Source organism: Vibrio sp. SCSIO 43009 (assembly GCF_023716525.1).
Lineage (GTDB): Bacteria > Pseudomonadota > Gammaproteobacteria > Enterobacterales > Vibrionaceae > Vibrio > Vibrio alginolyticus.
The window spans coordinates 250,104-265,760 of sequence record NZ_CP071842.1 but is presented as its reverse complement, the minus strand read 5'-3'; the positions used below and the strand labels follow the sequence as shown (position 1 = coordinate 265,760).

Genomic DNA, 15,657 nt, shown 5'->3' with positions numbered 1-15,657 from the left:
GAGTGCGTTCACGCAAAAACGATCACATTATACACAGCTATGTCAATCAGATGCTATTGCTTCCGACATCGTTTCTAATGCCTGTTCAATGTTCTCGCTATCCAACCAAGTTAAATCATCCCAGCTGCGTAACCAGGTGATTTGACGCTTGGCCAATTGACGAGTCGCGCATACGCCACGAAATACCGCTTCGTCACGTGTACACTCCCCATCTAAATACTCCCACATCTGTCGGTAACCGACGCATCGTATGGAAGGAAGATCGGGGTGAAGATCTTTTCGCGAATGTAACGCTTTCATTTCTTCTTCAAAGCCCGCTTCCATCATCTTCTCGAAACGGAGTTCAATCCGACGGTGAAGTTCTGCCCTATCCTTGGGAGCTATTGCAAACTGCTTGACTCGGTATGGTAGGCTTTCACCTTTCGTTTGAGTCAATTCAGTCAAAGTTTTACCTGAAATGCGAAAAACTTCCAATGCCCGAGATAAACGTTGGGGATCATTGGGATGGATTCTCGCGGCTGACACAGGATCAACCTCTTTGAGTTCATCGTGCAACACTGACCAACCTTTAGTCAATGCCTCTTGTTCAATTTGCTGACGAATTTCAGGATTTGCAGCAGGAAGTGGTGATAAACCTTCAAGTAACGCCTTGTAATACAGCATTGTTCCACCCACAAGAAGTGGAATTTTTCCTTCTGCAACAATATCATCCATCGCTTTCAATGCATCTCGACGAAAGTCGGCGACAGAGTAAGATTCACTTGGATCCAAAATATCTATCAAGCGATGAGGCGCCAAACTTAACTCTTTTTCATCCGGTTTCGCCGTACCGATATCCATCCCTTTGTAGATCAAAGCAGAATCAACACTGATGATCTCAATCGGAAACTTTTGACGAAGACTAATCGCCAGCTCAGTTTTGCCTGATGCAGTTGGCCCCATTAAAAATAGCGCCAAAGGTAGTTTATCTGTCATGGTTTTAATTTGGCTATCGTGGCAGAGAAATCAACAGCGGATACGAATTTTGTATCTTCTAATGGCAATTGACCATGTCTTAGCTGTTCAAGTTCCGCAATAATTTGAATGGCTTCAGAAAAAGTATAGTGACTCTTCACTGTCGTGACCTGTAATGCGAGCCAATCTATCAACTCAGACAGCATCTGAGCCGCTGCTATACCTTCGTTCACACAAGATTGCGCGTAAGATAACAGATCTGGTACTAAATTTTGTAAGTTTTGTTGACGCAGCGGAGCTGGAACGCCCATCACCATTAAGGCGTGCTCGTTTCTCGCTTTCAATTGAATACCAAGCAATGCCAAATCTTGTTGATAATCTTGGGCCAGTCTCACTAATTCGGCCTCTAACTTAATAGATAGAGGAACAAGCAGAGGTTGTGCCTTAAGTGCACCATCGCTTGGAGTGAGCTGGCCTTTTACACGATAAAATTCTGCTCTAGGTAACGAGACTAACGCCGCCCCACTGTCACTGTCCATCAAAACAAATTGTTCATCGACCACCATCAGCGCTTTGCCTAATGCAGTAATCGATGGCATTGATGTGTGCGAAGTTATCGTTTGGGGCGCTATTGGAGTGACTGCCTGAGCCTCAAACTCTGGCGTTTTCAACAGCTCGTGATAAGCGCGTACTTCTTGTTTAGTTGGCGCTGGTTCTACGTGGCGCTCTTTACTGTGACTTGGCTTTGGTGCGGGTTTGGATTCCACCCAATCATTACGTTTGAATGACTCCACTACGCGCGCCTCTCGCACGGAGGTTTCACTAGGACCGCTATTACGAGGCTTCACTTCATAATCACTGCGTCCAGGATAAGCCGGTGTACTCTCTATCGCTTGATAAACCCGTTCTGGTACTGGTGAAGATGCTGGCTCTTGTACTTTTTCAGGCTCTGGCGAATGCTCAATCTCTTCAGACTCAGTCGGTTCCACGCGATGAAATGCCGATTCATTCACCTGTGGTTTATCAATCACGGCGCTTTGTGAAAGTGCATCCGTCAAAGCTTGATAGATGAAATCATGCACCAAACGAGCTTGGTGGAAACGCACTTCATGCTTAGCAGGGTGAACATTCACATCTACTTGGTGCGGATCTAGCTCAATAAAGAGCACATACGCAGCAAACTGATCTGGCTTTAAGCTCATTTCATAGCTTTGACGAATCGCGTGATTGATTAATTTGTCACGCATCATTCGGCCATTCACATAGCAATATTGTAAATCGCTTTGCTGCCTTGCTCCCTCTGGTGTGGTAATCCACCCATGTAACTTTAACCCTTGATGCTCAAGCTCGATTCTGAGCATATGCCGCACAAACGCATTACCGCAGACAGCAGCAATACGCTTTTCGGTTTGAAGCTGATTTTTCGCCGCGCGATATTGACGGATGATCTTGCCGTTATGACGCACATTGATGGTGACATCAAAGCGGCTTAACGCAATGCGTTTCAATAACTCATCAATATGAGCAAATTCGGTTTTCTCCGTACGAAGAAACTTGCGACGCGCTGGAGTATTAAAAAATAAGTCCAACACCTCAACGGTAGTGCCAATCGGGTGCGCTGCTGGCTTAAGCTTCACCTGCATATCACGCCCTTCGGAGTAGGCACTCCAGGCTTCTTCTTGTGCCGCAGGACGCGACGTGAGCGTCAAACGCGAGACTGAGCTAATACTGGCTAACGCTTCACCGCGAAAACCTAGACTCATAATGGCTTCGAGATCATCTAAGGTATGTATCTTAGATGTCGCATGACGACTGAGCGCTAAGCCGAGTTCATCTTTCGCGATACCTTTTCCGTTATCACGAACACGAATCAGCTTTGCGCCTCCTTTCTCGATATCGATATCGATTCGAGTTGCGCCAGAATCAAGACTATTTTCAACCAGCTCTTTAATCACAGAAGCAGGTCTTTCGACCACTTCCCCTGCGGCGATTTGGTTTGCAAGTCTGGCTGGCAAAATTTTAATCGTCATAATGAGTTAGAAGCTCACCTACTTGTTTGGAATGATCAGGACTTGCCCAACCGCTAGCTGATCAGAGCGTAAGTTATTCGCTTTACGAATGCTCGATACGCTAACGCCGTATTTGGACGCTATTTTGCCAAGGAACTCACCCCGAGAAACCTTGTGCTTACGAATCGGTTTATCTTTTACCGCGACCGTTATCTTCAACTTTTGCCCTACCCACAAGGTATCTGACTTCAAGTTATTCTCTCGGCGGATATCTGAAACCTTCACTTTATAGTGATTCGCAATCTTACCTAAGAACTCACCAGACTTAACCTTGTGCGTAATGGTTTCTGTCTCAACAGTAATCGGTTTACTTGGCACTTTAATCGTACCAGCAGAAGGAATGTTGAGCTTCTGACCAATTGCCAAGCCTGTCGACTTCAAGTTGTTTGCCGACATCAGCGCTTTAGAGCTAAGCCCATATTTGTTCGCGATCACCGATAATGACTCGCCACGCTTTACAATATGTACCATTGGCTTCGCTGAAGGCGAGAACACCGTACCCTCTGGTGGGTTATCTTTTAAGTACTTGACGACCGCCTTAGTGATAGCCTGAGCTAACTTATCTTGGTGCGCTCGTTGAAACAGTAAACGCTCTTCTGTTGGGTTAGAAATAAAGCCCGTTTCCACTAGCACAGACGGAATCTGTGGAGAGCGCAAAACCGCAAGGCTGGTGTTGATCGGTTTGGTGTTATGCAGGTGCGCAACACGTCCCATCTCACCTAGGATTTCTGTTGCCAGCTTATAGCCTTCTTTTTGTGAATGACTAAACTGCAAGTCCAACAAAGTTTGGTTCACGTTACGATCTTTTGTCTTCGTGAAGAACGCATTACCCGAGCCGCCCAATAACTCAGACTGTTTCTCATGGTTCTCGACCCAACGAGCAATTTCGGTATTTGCACGACGAGTATTTAGTACGAAGACCGATCCACCGCGAGGCTTCGGTGAAGTAAACGCATCTGCGTGAATGGAAATCAGCAAGTGCGCATCATTTTCACGAGCAATCGCGACACGACGGTTTAAGTTTACAAAATAATCTCCCGTACGAGTCATGCGCGTTTTAATACCAGGAGTCGCATCGAGCTGAGCAGCAATTTTTCTTGAGATACTCAATACCGCATCTTTCTCGTACTTACGACGTGAAGGGCCAATAGAGCCAGGGTCTTCCCCACCGTGACCAGGGTCGATAACAATTAACACTTCTTGAGCTCGTTGAACTGAACTCATGTCTTTGCTGGCCGCCGCTGGCTTACTCGGTTTAGAGGTCGATGCCTTCTTACCGTGCGGTAAATCAATCACCAAGCGGTGACCATACTGCCCACCTGGTGTTGGGCTTAATTTAAATAATTCCGCTTGAACGCTCTTTTTTAGTTCAAACACCAAACGATAAGTGCCCTTCTCTGGAGGCGAGCTTTTTCGTACCAGTTTTAAAACAGGGCTATCCGTAACAGTAACAGGCAGTTTGGCCTGCATCGTCGTGCTTTTTAAATCCACGACAAGGCGATCCGGCCCTGATAAAGAGAAATAGGAATAGTCAGCTTCCGAGCCTAAATCGATGACAACACGCGTTTCATCAGGTGAAGGCCAAACTCGAAAACTCTTAACGACGTTAGCAAATGCTAAATTGGGGATGAGAAGGAGAAAAGTGGCGACAAACGTCGCCACTACTCTAAAATTTGAAAAACTCAACATAGCTCCAATCGACTGAGTAACTGCACACCATAATCATTATTAGCTGTTAGTTCGGCTACACGTTGCTCACCTTGGTAGCGAATGTTTACATCAAGATCCGGTTGTGGCAGTAAGCCATGCCCTTTTTCAGGCCATTCAACCAAGCAAATCGCATCGTCTGTGAAATAGTCTCGAATCCCCATAAACTCAAGCTCTTCAGGATCCGCAAGACGATAAAGGTCGAAGTGATATACTTGCCACTGATCCAACTGGTACGGTTCGACTAGAGTATAAGTTGGACTTTTCACGTTACCTTGATGACCAAGAGCACGGACAAAACCACGACTAAAGGTTGTTTTACCTGCACCCAAATCACCATGCAGATAAATTGTGGTTTGCTGGGAACAAAGCTGAGCCAAAGCGGTGCCTAGTGCAACCGTTTCATGCTCATCTTTTAAATTGAATTGTTTCGTGCTCATTGATGCTTCTCTAACTAATGATCGTTGACTATATAAAAATCAAAAGAACAGGAATAGTAAACCGTGTTGGTTTTGAGAGACAAGCTTTCAAATGTCATATGTGCGAAAAAAGTATCCAATAAACGGTATCTTAATCATCTTAGTATCGACCTAGATTTAGAATATATGCAAATGACTTCAATAAGCACTATTCACAACATCAAAAACGTACCTAACTGGGTAGCACCAAAGCCAGAGATCCGTTAAGATCCGCCCCCCTTTATTCCGGTGGTTAACATGAACTACGAACAACTCGCACAACAAATCAAAGTTTGGGGAAAAGAACTCGGCTTCCAAAAAGTTGGGATCTGCGACGTTGATCTGAGTGAACATGAAGCAGCACTACAAAAATGGCTTGATGCAGGCTATCACGGCTCAATGGATTGGATGGCTCGTCACGGTATGATGCGTGCTAGACCCCATGAGCTACTCCCGGGAACCGTTCGTGTTATCAGCGTCCGGATGGACTATCTGCCACCAGAGGCTCAATTCGCTTCGAACCTCGCGAATAAAAGTCATGCCTATATTAGCCGCTACGCACTAGGGCGCGATTATCACAAGCTCGTCAGAAAGCAGCTAAATAAGCTCGGCAAACTTATTGAACAAGAGGTTGGTCAATATGGTTACCGACCTTTCGTTGATTCCGCACCAATATTAGAGCGACCTCTCGCCCAAAAAGCGGGCTTAGGTTGGACCGGGAAACATTCCCTGATTTTAGATCAAGACTGTGGATCGTGGTTCTTTTTAGGTGAACTACTTATCGACTTACCACTACCCGTAGATGAGCCAAGCGTTGATCAGTGCGGTAAATGCAAAGCATGCATTACATCATGCCCAACACAAGCCATCGTTGAAGACAAAGTTGTCGATGCCAGGCGTTGTATCTCTTATCTCACCATCGAGTTCGATGGCGTGATTCCTGAAGAGTTTCGAAAGCCAATGGGTAACCGCATTTATGGTTGTGACGACTGTCAATTGGTTTGCCCATGGAACCGCTACGCCGACATAACGGAGCAAGATGATTTCCACCGTCGTGACAGTTTCAAAAACCCTGACCTCGTCGACATGTTTAACTGGGATGAAGCGACTTTTCTAAAAAATATGGAAGGCTCCGCTATCCGTCGTATTGGTCATATACAGTGGCTACGTAACATCGCTGTCGCACTTGGTAATGCAGAATATAGTCAGCGAATCATAGATGCGCTGGAAAGTCGGCAAGGTGAAAATAAATTACTTGATGAGCACATTAAATGGGCTTTGACAGAGCAACTGAATCAACTCCCCACTGAGAGTAATTCATCTATAGAGACGAAAAAGCAACGCTTAATAAGGATAGTCGAGAAGGGACTGCCGAGAGACGCATAGAGCGTAGTCTATATGCAAGAGATTGAAAGTACTTTTGCATGTTCAATTCATGACCTTGTTCTCAATTTTGTAATGTGGAAAAAAATTTGAGATTCAAGAAAAACAAGCTAGCAGAAAAAAGTTAAACACAGCTCGGAGAAATGACTAGGATCAAAAAAATACCAGTTAATGATCGTATTTTAACGTACTCGATCCGACAAAAAACTTATTTTTTCTTTATATAACAAAGATTTAATTGATATTTCTTTGTTGTTTCAACTTCACTTTAGAGAAAAGATCTTTCTTCCCCATCATAAAAAGTCAAGCTAAAAACACTTTATCAACCAACTTATCCACAGAACGACGTATGTGGATAACTCTGTTAATTAAAGTAGATAAAACACGCGAAGCCTCATCATACTTGTACGTCAGCCGATTCATATCGTGTTTTAAACACAAACGAAATCGTCCGACATCATATGATGCGGATAAAAGTTTAGCTTTTGGGGATTCATGCTTCGCAGCATTATGAAAAGAGCGATGTGATTGGTTGCGAGAAGCAGGCGTTGAATCAAGCGGCGCATCCGTAGACGACTTAACAATTGTATACTAAATAAGTACTCAATCTATCGTCTTGTATTTGGTTGCGGGGGCCGGATTTGAACCGACGACCTTCGGGTTATGAGCCCGACGAGCTACCAAGCTGCTCCACCCCGCGTCCGAGTGCTTCATCTTCGTTGATGATGAAGGCTTTGCTTTCATTTATAAAAAGAAACTGGAGCGACACACGAGGTTCGAACTCGTGACCTCAACCTTGGCAAGGTTGCGCTCTACCAACTGAGCTAGTGTCGCCTTGTGTCACCGTTAAGCACGATAAAGGCTATATATTGGAGCGACACACGAGGTTCGAACTCGTGACCTCAACCTTGGCAAGGTTGCGCTCTACCAACTGAGCTAGTGTCGCATTTTGTCACCGTTGAGCACGATGAGGTCTATATATTGGAGCGACACACGAGGTTCGAACTCGTGACCTCAACCTTGGCAAGGTTGCGCTCTACCAACTGAGCTAGTGTCGCATATTAACAGCAGTCGCTATTAATGGAATTTGGTTGCGGGGGCCGGATTTGAACCGACGACCTTCGGGTTATGAGCCCGACGAGCTACCAAGCTGCTCCACCCCGCGTCCGTATTGTGTCACCGTTAAGTACCGTGAGAACTATATAACTGGAGCGACACACGAGGTTCGAACTCGTGACCTCAACCTTGGCAAGGTTGCGCTCTACCAACTGAGCTAGTGTCGCATATTAACAGCAGTAGCTATTAATGGAATTTGGTTGCGGGGGCCGGATTTGAACCGACGACCTTCGGGTTATGAGCCCGACGAGCTACCAAGCTGCTCCACCCCGCGTCCGTATTGTGTCACCGTTGAGTACCGTGAGAACTATAAAACTGGAGCGACACACGAGGTTCGAACTCGTGACCTCAACCTTGGCAAGGTTGCGCTCTACCAACTGAGCTAGTGTCGCATTGGTTGCGGGGGCCGGATTTGAACCGACGACCTTCGGGTTATGAGCCCGACGAGCTACCAAGCTGCTCCACCCCGCGTCCGTATTGTGTCACCGTTAAGTACCGTGAGAACTATAAAACTGGAGCGACACACGAGGTTCGAACTCGTGACCTCAACCTTGGCAAGGTTGCGCTCTACCAACTGAGCTAGTGTCGCATTGGTTGCGGGGGCCGGATTTGAACCGACGACCTTCGGGTTATGAGCCCGACGAGCTACCATGCTGCTCCACCCCGCGTCCGTATTGTGTCACCGTTAAGTACCGTGAGAACTATGAAACTGGAGCGACACACGAGGTTCGAACTCGTGACCTCAACCTTGGCAAGGTTGCGCTCTACCAACTGAGCTAGTGTCGCATCAACAACGTTTCCGCTGTTTAGGGCTGCGAATTATAAGAGCATTTTTTTGTGATGCAAGTCCTTCCTTCAAAAAAACTTTATTTTTTTACTGAACGACGAAAAAGCAATCAAAAGCGATATAAATTACAACAATTTGGATCGCAACCTTAACAGTTAAATCTTGAAAATAGTACCTCGATAGTACTTAAGTTCTGCGATGGACTCACGAATGTCGTCCAAGGCCAAATGTGTTCCCTGTTTTGTGAACCCATTTAGCACCTCAGGTTGCCAGCGACGTGCTAGTTCTTTAAGAGTACTAACGTCAACATATCGGTAATGGAAGAACTCTTCCAACTCAGGCATATGCTTGTATAAAAAGCGGCGATCCTGCCCAATGCTGTTACCACATATTGGCGACGCCCCTTTTGGCACCCATTTTTCTAAAAATTCAATGGTTTGTGCGACTGCGTCTTGTTCTGAGATTTGACTGTTTCGAACGCGCTCCACCAAACCGCTTGCCGTATGCGTATTAGTACACCAGTCGTCCATTTTCGCCAGTTCTTCTTCCGGCTGATGAATCGCTAACACTGGACCTTCAGCCAAAATATTTAGTTCGCTATCCGTGACAATAGAAGCAATTTCGATGATTTTGTGCGTTTCAGGATCAAGCCCTGTCATCTCTAAATCAACCCAAATTAGGTTTTGATCGCTAAAGGACATGGTTACGCCGCCTATTTGTTTATCGATAAAAGAGGTACTATACCTCAAAATACGAGAAACACGATACTCATACACGGAGCCAAGAGTACGGCTCAACCATTTGAGTAAATTCACATAAAGTACAGAATTGTGGCAAAGAAGAAAAAGTTAACCAAAGGTCAGGTGCGACGCGTACGTAGCAACCAACAAAAGCGTTTGAAGAAGCAAGAAGATTCCATCCAGTGGGATGAAAACATGCTAGGCGCCAGCAAGCAAGGTCTCGTGATCACTCGTTTTGGTCAGCACGCGGACATTGAAGACCTTGAAACAGGCGAAATTCAACGCTGTAACCTCCGCCGTGGTATTGAGTCTCTAGTATCTGGCGATCGTGTTTTATGGCGCGAAGGATTGGAGTCTATGGCGGGCATCTCTGGTGTTGTTGAAGCGGTAGAACCTCGCTCTTCAGTGCTCACTCGTCCAGATTATTACGATGGTCTAAAACCCGTTGCAGCCAATATTGATCAAATGGTCATTGTCTCTTCGGTATTACCAGAGCTATCGCTAAATATTATTGACCGCTATCTCGTTGCATCAGAAACACTGAATATTGCGCCATTGTTGGTCTTAAATAAGGTCGACCTTCTAGAAGCCGATGACCGTGCAATGTATGAAGAATGGCTCAAAGAATATGAACGTATTGGCTATAAAGTGCTTCTGGTCAGCAAGAAGTCTGGAGAAGGCATTGCTGAACTAGAAACCCTACTGCGTGATCGAATTAATATCTTTGTTGGTCAATCAGGCGTAGGGAAATCCAGCTTAGTCAATGCGTTAATGCCGGAACTAGAGAGCGAAGTGGAAGAAGGTGAAGTCTCTGAGAACTCTGGCTTGGGCCAACACACCACGACGGCTGCACGTTTATACCACATTCCAACGGGTGGCGATTTGATCGACTCACCTGGAGTACGTGAATTTGGTCTTTGGCATTTGGAAGCAGAAGAAGTAACAAAAGCATTCGTTGAATTTCGACCATATTTAGGCGGTTGCAAGTTCCGAGATTGTAAACACAATGATGACCCAGGCTGCCTTCTACGTGAAGCTGTCGAGAACGGGGAAATTAACGAAACTCGCTTTGAAAACTATCATCGCATTTTGGAAAGCATGGTTGAAAATAAAGCAAATCGTCAGTATTCACGTAATAAAAAAGCCGATCTGTAATTGAGTTAAGGCTGTAACTGTGTAAAAAGTCTTCACCTAATACTGACAAGCAAATTAAATTTCAGTAACATCACGCGCCCTAAAGCGCGAATCTAACAGAAGTATCGGAATTAAAGATGGACAAGTTTAAAGTTGGACTGCAGTACTGGATCCCACAACACGGCCTCACTCGCCTAATGGGTAAACTGGCTTCAGCAAAAGCTGGCGGTCTAACAACAGCAGTTATTCGTTGGTTTATCAAACAATACAATGTGAATATGGATGAGGCAAAGCACTCAGATCCTAAGCATTTTAAAACGTTCAACGAGTTTTTCGTTCGTGAGCTAAAAGAAGGCGCACGCCCAATTTCTGAAGGCGAAAACGTCATCACTCATCCAGCCGACGCTTGTGTTAGCCAGTTTGGCCCTATTGAAGATGGTCAACTTATCCAAGCAAAAGGTCATCACTTCTCAGCACAAGAATTGCTGGGCGGTGACGCGAATTTAGCGGACGAATTTAAAGATGGTTCTTTTGCAACATTGTACCTATCTCCGAGCGATTACCACCGTGTACACATGCCATGTGACGGCACTCTGCGCCAAATGATTTACGTACCAGGTGACCTGTTCTCAGTAAACCCTCTGACAGCAGAAAACGTACCGAACCTATTTGCACGTAACGAGCGTGTGGTGTGTATCTTCGATACTGAGTTTGGTCCAATGGCACAGGTGCTTGTTGGTGCGACAATTGTTGGTAGCATTGAGCAAGTATGGGCTGGCACGATCACTCCGCCTCGTGGAAACACTGTCTACAAATGGAATTACCCAGCAGAGGGTGACAAGGCCGTGATCTTGAAAAAAGGCGAAGAGATGGGCCGCTTCAAACTGGGTTCTACTGTTATTAACCTGTTTGCCAAAGACGCGATTGAGTTTGACGCAAGCATGGAAAACGGTAAGCCAACCGTTATGGGCACACCTTACGCCTTGAAAAAATAAGTAAAACACCGTTAAAGAGCCCTTTATTAAGGGCTCTTTTTATTGATAAAAAGCAAAACTCCGTTCGAAATTTAGCCTCTATTTCTCAAACTCATACCTGCCTCTAAGACCCTCATTCCACAATCAATTATCCTGCGCTTAGAATGAATATTTAGAGGGGCAGCCAATGCCAAAGATGAGTGTAAACACGTTGGCGAAATTGCTGGTGTGCTTTTTAATTCCGCTCGGTGTTTTGATGATGCCGATCGATGCTATTCCTATTGACGATCTCACTTTAATTCAGCATCGCCTGTTGGCTATTTTTCTTCTTGCTGCTCTACTTTGGGTTCTCGAGCCGGTTCCCGTTTTTGCTACGTCCATTCTTATTATCGCTCTTGAACTGATCATGATATCGGATAAAGGTTTGCATCTATTTCGCAATCCACCAGCGGGGCATGATTTAGGAGAGTTAATTGCTTACACCGATATTTTCTCGGCCTTCTCTTCACCGATCATTATTCTTTTTATGGGTGGTTTTGCTCTCGCGATTGCGGCTTCCAAATACGAGCTCGACAACAACCTCGCCCGAGTTCTATTAAAACCATTCGGCACACAACCTAAGTTCATAATGCTGGGCTTGATGTTAATTACCGCCGTTTTTTCAATGTTTATGTCCAATACTGCCACGACCGTGATGATGCTAGCCCTGCTTGGCCCCATCGTCGCTTCAGCACCTAAAGGGGATTTAGGCATTAAAGCACTGGTGTTGTGTATTCCAATTGCCGCGAATACAGGCGGCATTGCGACTCCGATAGGCACGCCACCTAATGCGATAGCGCTTCAATATCTCACTGGGGAAAACGCGATAGACTTCCTATCGTGGATGACAATGGGTCTACCCTTTGTGTTGGTACAACTCACTGTAGCTTGGCTCTTGTTGCAAAAGCTGTTTCCGTCTAGCGAACCAGAAATGAAACTAAAGCTAGATGGTACATTCAAAAGGAGCTGGCGTGCGATCGTCGTCTACATCACTTTTGCACTAACCATTTTGCTTTGGATGACAACGAAAGTGCATGGCATGAATACATACGTTGTCGCGATTATCCCACTAGCAGTGTTCACGTTAACGGGCATTATGGGAAAAGAAGAGCTCAAGCTGATTAACTGGGATGTTTTATGGCTAGTTGCCGGTGGTATAGCAATTGGCATTGCCTTAGACAAAACGGGCTTAGCCGAAGCATTAGCGCACGCCATTGATTACAGCCTGCTATCACCATTTGCCGTTGTTTTAGCCCTATCGGTAGTGTGCTGGTTAATGGCGAACTTTATGTCTAATACCGCAACGGCAAACTTATTGATGCCTATTGCTGCCGCTATTGGTACATCCATGCCAAGCCTTATTGCGGTTGGCGGCCTACAAGGTTTACTGGTTGTCGTAGCCTTCTCCGCATCACTTGGCATGATCTTACCGGTTTCCACACCACCAAACTCTTTGGCTTATTCAACAGGCCTCATCGAGAGCAAAGACATGGCGAAAGTAGGCCTGATTCTCGGTTTGATTGGTCTACTTATCGTGTATGGCGCAGTTTTGGTACTGTTTTAATCGAAGAGCTCCATGAAAAAGCGTGTTGTCATGGAGCTGCTCTCCAGCTACTGCCCTTACAGAGCGGCTTTTACATCCCATAAATTTCGTGCATATTAAGACTCCTCTACTCTACAAGGACGTCGACACATCATGGGTTACGAATGGCTTGCTTTATGCGCCGCTTTTCTGTGGGCAGTTTCTAGCCTAATTTCGGTCATTCCTGCACAACACCTAGGCGCATTTTCTTACAGCCGCTGGCGTATGGGCTGCACAGCCGTGATCTTATCAACTATGGCGTGGATAACTGGCGGCTGGTTAACGGTTTCTTGGGAACATGTAACGCCAATGATGGCCTCAGGACTGATTGGTATTTTTATTGGCGATACCGCTCTATTCGCGTGTTTGAATCGTATGGGGCCAAGACAAGCCGGGTTACTCTTCTCTTGCCACGCCGTGTTCTCTGCCATCTTGGGCTACTTCTTATTTAGCGAAGTCATGACCACAATAGAACTACTGGGCGCATCATTGGTATTTAGCGGCGTGGTGATGGCGATATTCTTTGGCCGAAGAGGTCAAGTGAATAACGTCTTGGAAGACATTAAAGGTAACATCTGGGTGGGCATTGGACTTGGCTTAACCGCAGCAATGTGCCAAGCATTGGGCGGCATCATCGCCAAGCCAGTAATGCAAACCAGTATTGACCCAGTTGCGGCTTCTGCTATTCGAATGATCAGTGCCTTTTTCGCCCACAGCATGTTGTTAATTCTAGGAGTCAAAGTCGCTCGCTCGACGCAACACATTACTTGGCGCATATTTGGTATTACTGCGCTTAATGGTTTCTTGGCGATGGCCGTCGGCATGACGCTAATCTTATACGCACTGCAAGAAGGAAATGTAGGTATGGTTGCCCTTCTATCTTCAACCACGCCAATTATGTTGCTACCACTGCTCTGGATTTACACCAAACGCCGACCAAACCGATTTGCATGGTTGGGCGCAGCCCTAGCTGTGATTGGTGCGGGCATATTGGTTCAGTAACCTTGCAGACCAGTCCTTACTGCCAGATACAAAAAAGCCCGAGTTTAAACTCGGGCTTTTGTCATGCTGAGCCGTTAGTTAACTATTTAACTAATACTTCACCCGTCATTTCTGCTGGGATTTCTAGACCAGCTAGAGAAAGCATGGTTGGTGCAAGGTCAGACAGTTTACCGCCTTCTTTGAATTCAACCGCTTTGTCACCTACATAGATTAGAGGCACTGGTAGGTTAGTGTGAGCAGTGTGGATGCCGCCAGTTTCAGGGTCGATCATCATTTCTGCGTTACCGTGGTCCGCAGTGATCAATAGTTGACCGCCAACTTCTTTGATTGCTTCAACCACTTTACCCACGCTTTCATCTAGAGCTTCGATTGCTTTCTCAGCCGCTTCATAAACGCCAGTGTGACCAACCATATCTGCATTCGGGTAGTTACAGATGATGGTATCGAACTTACCTGATTTGATAGCCGCAACCATCTTCTCTGTTAGTTCTGGAGAGCTCATTTCAGGCTGCATGTCGTACGTTGCAACTTTTGGAGAAGCAACCAACTGACGCTCTTCGCCTTCGAATTCGTTCTCAACACCACCGTTGAAGAAGAAAGTCACGTGTGCGTATTTCTCTGTTTCAGAGATACGTAGCTGAGTTTGACCTTGTTTAGATAGCCACTCACCGTAAGTGTTTTCTAGAGACGCAGGTGGGAATGCGATAGCTAGAGGGATATCAGCCGCGTATTGAGTCAGCATCACAAAGTTGATTGCTGGGAATACTGCACGCTCAAAGCCGTCAAACGCAGGAACGAATGCACGAGTGATTTGACGTGCACGGTCAGCACGGTAGTTCATGAAGATAACCGCATCACCATCTTGCATGATTGCGTCTTCTTGACCTTCCGCTTTGATAGCTGTTGCTTTAACGAATTCGTCGTTTTCTTCACGAGCGTAAGCCGCTTCTAGACCTGCAACTGCCGTTTCTGCTGTGAACTCAGCTTTAGCTTGAGTTAGAAGATCGTAAGCAACTTGGACGCGATCCCAATTGTTGTCACGGTCCATTGCGTAGTAACGACCTACTAGAGAAGCAACGCGGCCTTTACCTAGTTTCGCAAATAGGTCTTGGAAACGTTGTAGTGAGTTTTCAGCACTACGTGGTGGTGTGTCACGGCCGTCTAGGAAGCAGTGTAGGTAGATTTTCTCTGCGCCACGCGCCGCTGCCATTTCAACTGCAGCGTAAATGTGGTCTTCGTGAGAGTGAACACCGCCTGGAGACATCAGGCCCATGATGTGTACTGCTTTTTCAGCTTTCACAGCAGAGTCGATTGCTTCAACTAGCGCAGGCGTTTGTTCGAACTCACCATCCGCAATTGATTTAGTGATACGAGTCAGGTCTTGGTATACAACGCGGCCTGCACCAATGTTAGTGTGACCAACTTCAGAGTTACCCATTTGACCATCAGGAAGGCCAACATCCATGCCTGAAGCAGAGATTAATGTGTGTGGGTTATTCGCAATCAGAGCATCCATTACTGGTGTTTTCGCATTCGCAATTGCGTTACTTGCTGTGTCTTCACGGTAACCGTAACCGTCAAGGATAACTAGAGCCAGTGGCTTCTTAGCTGACATAGTGATGACCTCATCAAATTTAAGTAACTTTTGGCGTAGGGCCTCGCTGCCCTATCTAACCTTGAAACAAAACTAGCGTAATTTTACTACACTTTTT

At 45.9% G+C, this 15,657-nt stretch carries 11 protein-coding genes and 12 tRNA genes; 5 read left to right on the top strand and 18 right to left on the bottom strand.

Annotated features, from left to right (window positions below):
• Positions 1–42: 42 nt before the first annotated feature.
• Genes miaA through tsaE form a run of 4 tightly spaced genes read right to left on the bottom strand, consistent with a single transcriptional unit; the run spans position 43 to position 5,170 of the window.
• Positions 43–975, bottom strand: a complete 933-nt coding sequence (gene miaA / locus J4N43_RS01260) for a tRNA (adenosine(37)-N6)-dimethylallyltransferase MiaA (protein WP_053303035.1) — start codon at positions 973–975, stop codon at positions 43–45.
• Positions 972–2,984 carry a DNA mismatch repair endonuclease MutL gene (gene mutL, locus J4N43_RS01255; RefSeq protein WP_053303034.1) on the bottom strand — a complete coding sequence of 671 codons (2,013 nt, stop codon included), beginning with the start codon at positions 2,982–2,984 and terminating at the stop codon, positions 972–974. Before mutL ends, miaA begins: the two co-directional genes overlap by 4 nt.
• An 18-nt stretch (positions 2,985–3,002) precedes the next feature.
• On the bottom strand, positions 3,003–4,712 hold the full coding sequence (locus J4N43_RS01250; RefSeq protein WP_005381374.1) for an N-acetylmuramoyl-L-alanine amidase: 1,710 nt from the start codon (positions 4,710–4,712) through the stop codon (positions 3,003–3,005).
• Positions 4,706–5,170: a tRNA (adenosine(37)-N6)-threonylcarbamoyltransferase complex ATPase subunit type 1 TsaE gene (gene tsaE / locus J4N43_RS01245; RefSeq protein WP_005381372.1), complete on the bottom strand. Its 465-nt coding sequence runs from the start codon at positions 5,168–5,170 to the stop codon at positions 4,706–4,708. Before tsaE ends, J4N43_RS01250 begins: the two co-directional genes overlap by 7 nt.
• Positions 5,171–5,446: 276 nt before the next feature.
• On the opposite strand from tsaE, the gene queG reads away from it, so the two are divergent.
• Positions 5,447–6,574 (top strand): tRNA epoxyqueuosine(34) reductase QueG, encoded by a 1,128-nt coding sequence (queG, locus tag J4N43_RS01240; RefSeq protein WP_005381370.1) that lies wholly within the window; start codon positions 5,447–5,449, stop codon positions 6,572–6,574.
• Between the two features lie 620 nt (positions 6,575–7,194).
• On the opposite strand, the gene J4N43_RS01235 is transcribed toward queG, so the two are convergent.
• From J4N43_RS01235 to orn, 13 genes are all read right to left on the bottom strand, one after another.
• A tRNA-Met gene (locus J4N43_RS01235) sits at positions 7,195–7,271 on the bottom strand.
• Positions 7,272–7,329: 58 nt separating this feature from the next.
• A tRNA-Gly gene (locus J4N43_RS01230) sits at positions 7,330–7,405 on the bottom strand.
• 36 nt (positions 7,406–7,441) lie between these two features.
• Positions 7,442–7,517 (bottom strand) — tRNA-Gly (locus J4N43_RS01225).
• 36 nt (positions 7,518–7,553) lie between these two features.
• Positions 7,554–7,629: transfer RNA gene (locus J4N43_RS01220), tRNA-Gly, on the bottom strand.
• A gap of 30 nt (positions 7,630–7,659) precedes the next feature.
• Positions 7,660–7,736 (bottom strand) — tRNA-Met (locus tag J4N43_RS01215).
• Positions 7,737–7,778: 42 nt separating this feature from the next.
• Positions 7,779–7,854, bottom strand: a tRNA-Gly gene (locus J4N43_RS01210).
• A gap of 30 nt (positions 7,855–7,884) precedes the next feature.
• A tRNA-Met gene (locus J4N43_RS01205) sits at positions 7,885–7,961 on the bottom strand.
• Between the two features lie 42 nt (positions 7,962–8,003).
• Positions 8,004–8,079: transfer RNA gene (locus J4N43_RS01200), tRNA-Gly, on the bottom strand.
• 2 nt (positions 8,080–8,081) lie between these two features.
• Positions 8,082–8,158: transfer RNA gene (locus J4N43_RS01195), tRNA-Met, on the bottom strand.
• Between the two features lie 42 nt (positions 8,159–8,200).
• A tRNA-Gly gene (locus J4N43_RS01190) sits at positions 8,201–8,276 on the bottom strand.
• A 2-nt stretch (positions 8,277–8,278) separates the two neighbouring features.
• Positions 8,279–8,355: transfer RNA gene (locus tag J4N43_RS01185), tRNA-Met, on the bottom strand.
• A gap of 42 nt (positions 8,356–8,397) precedes the next feature.
• A tRNA-Gly gene (locus J4N43_RS01180) sits at positions 8,398–8,473 on the bottom strand.
• A 156-nt stretch (positions 8,474–8,629) separates the two neighbouring features.
• A complete protein-coding gene (orn, locus tag J4N43_RS01175; protein ID WP_017635574.1) occupies positions 8,630–9,175 on the bottom strand; it encodes an oligoribonuclease in 546 nt (181 codons plus the stop codon).
• A gap of 129 nt (positions 9,176–9,304) precedes the next feature.
• Between orn and rsgA the strand changes: the two genes are divergently transcribed.
• The 4 genes from rsgA (at position 9,305) to J4N43_RS01155 (ending at position 13,945) form a co-directional block, all read left to right on the top strand.
• The gene (gene rsgA / locus J4N43_RS01170; RefSeq protein WP_005386419.1) at positions 9,305–10,369 is read left to right on the top strand and encodes a small ribosomal subunit biogenesis GTPase RsgA; all 1,065 of its coding nucleotides are present in this window, start codon (positions 9,305–9,307) and stop codon (positions 10,367–10,369) included.
• A 116-nt stretch (positions 10,370–10,485) separates the two neighbouring features.
• Positions 10,486–11,343, top strand: coding sequence for an archaetidylserine decarboxylase (gene asd, locus J4N43_RS01165; RefSeq protein WP_054575296.1), 858 nt, complete (start codon positions 10,486–10,488; stop codon positions 11,341–11,343).
• 166 nt (positions 11,344–11,509) lie between these two features.
• Positions 11,510–12,925 carry an SLC13 family permease gene (locus J4N43_RS01160; protein ID WP_158159511.1) on the top strand — a complete coding sequence of 472 codons (1,416 nt, stop codon included), beginning with the start codon at positions 11,510–11,512 and terminating at the stop codon, positions 12,923–12,925.
• A gap of 132 nt (positions 12,926–13,057) precedes the next feature.
• Complete coding sequence (locus tag J4N43_RS01155; RefSeq protein WP_005386417.1) at positions 13,058–13,945, top strand: DMT family transporter; 888 nt, start codon at positions 13,058–13,060, stop codon at positions 13,943–13,945.
• Between the two features lie 82 nt (positions 13,946–14,027).
• Here the strand turns inward: J4N43_RS01155 and gpmM are convergent, their stop codons facing one another.
• Positions 14,028–15,560, bottom strand: coding sequence for a 2,3-bisphosphoglycerate-independent phosphoglycerate mutase (gene gpmM, locus J4N43_RS01150; RefSeq protein ID WP_005386416.1), 1,533 nt, complete (start codon positions 15,558–15,560; stop codon positions 14,028–14,030).
• Positions 15,561–15,657 lie beyond the last annotated feature (97 nt).

Coding starts and splice junctions, on each gene's coding strand:
- miaA (WP_053303035.1), bottom strand. CDS start 975: ATGACAGATAAACTACCTTTGGCGCTATTTTTAATGGGGCCAACTGCA.
- mutL (WP_053303034.1), bottom strand. CDS start 2,984: ATGACGATTAAAATTTTGCCAGCCAGACTTGCAAACCAAATCGCCGCA.
- J4N43_RS01250 (WP_005381374.1), bottom strand. CDS start 4,712: ATGTTGAGTTTTTCAAATTTTAGAGTAGTGGCGACGTTTGTCGCCACT.
- tsaE (WP_005381372.1), bottom strand. CDS start 5,170: ATGAGCACGAAACAATTCAATTTAAAAGATGAGCATGAAACGGTTGCA.
- queG (WP_005381370.1), top strand. CDS start 5,447: ATGAACTACGAACAACTCGCACAACAAATCAAAGTTTGGGGAAAAGAA.
- orn (WP_017635574.1), bottom strand. CDS start 9,175: ATGTCCTTTAGCGATCAAAACCTAATTTGGGTTGATTTAGAGATGACA.
- asd (WP_054575296.1), top strand. CDS start 10,486: ATGGACAAGTTTAAAGTTGGACTGCAGTACTGGATCCCACAACACGGC.
- J4N43_RS01160 (WP_158159511.1), top strand. CDS start 11,510: ATGCCAAAGATGAGTGTAAACACGTTGGCGAAATTGCTGGTGTGCTTT.
- J4N43_RS01155 (WP_005386417.1), top strand. CDS start 13,058: ATGGGTTACGAATGGCTTGCTTTATGCGCCGCTTTTCTGTGGGCAGTT.
- gpmM (WP_005386416.1), bottom strand. CDS start 15,560: ATGTCAGCTAAGAAGCCACTGGCTCTAGTTATCCTTGACGGTTACGGT.